This window comes from Rhizobium freirei PRF 81 (genome assembly GCF_000359745.1).
GTDB lineage: Bacteria > Pseudomonadota > Alphaproteobacteria > Rhizobiales > Rhizobiaceae > Rhizobium > Rhizobium freirei.
Genome location: NZ_AQHN01000007.1, coordinates 1 through 857, shown reverse-complemented (window position 1 = coordinate 857; position 857 = coordinate 1). Strand labels below are relative to the sequence as shown.

The 857-nt window shown below is 65.0% G+C and carries 1 pseudogene; it reads left to right on the top strand.

Annotated elements, in window-relative coordinates:
* Positions 1-2: 2 nt before the first annotated feature.
* Positions 3-857: pseudogene (locus RHSP_RS02755) on the top strand (bifunctional methylenetetrahydrofolate dehydrogenase/methenyltetrahydrofolate cyclohydrolase); the annotation flags it as partial.

The window sequence follows — 857 nt, the reverse complement described above, 5'->3', positions numbered from 1 at the left end:
TAATCGAGGCGGTGAAGGCTGCGGCGGCAGGACTTGAGAAGGAGACCGGTGTGAAGACCGGGCTTGCGGTCGTCATCGTCGGTGACGATCCGGCGAGCCACACCTATGTCGGCGCCAAGGGCCGCATGGCCAAGGAATGCGGCTTCAATTCCATCCAGCACACGCTGCCGGCCGAGACGACGCAGGAAGCGCTGGCAGGCCTGGTGGCCTCGCTGAACGACGATCCGTCGATCCACGGCATTCTGGTGCAGCTGCCATTGCCGAAGCAGCTGAATTCCGATGCGATCATCCAGTCGATCCGGCCGGACAAGGATGTCGACGGCCTGCATGTGGTCAATGCCGGCAAGCTGGCGACCGGCGATCTCGAAACCGGGCTGATCTCCTGCACGCCGGCCGGCGCCATGCTGCTGGTCCGCCAGATCCATGGCGAGGATCTGTCGGGTCTCAATGCCGTGGTCATCGGCCGTCCAACCTGTTCGGCAAGCCGATGGCGCAATTGCTGCTCAATGCCAATGCCACCGTCACGACGGCACATTCGCGCACGAAGGATCTGGCATCCGTGGCACGTGGCGCCGATATTCTGGTGGCCGCCGTCGGCCGTCCCGAGATGGTGAAGGCGAACTGGGTGAGGCCGGGCGCAACCGTCATCGATGTCGGCATCAACCGCATCGATGCGCCGGAGCGCGGCGAGGGCAAGAGCCGGCTGGTCGGCGATGTCGCCTATGCGGAGGCCTCCGAAGTCGCCAAGGCCATCACGCCGGTTCCCGGTGGCGTCGGGCCGATGACCATCGCCATGCTGATGGCCAATACCGTCATCGCCGCCCATCGCGCCGCCGGCAAAAAGCCGCCGAAGTTTT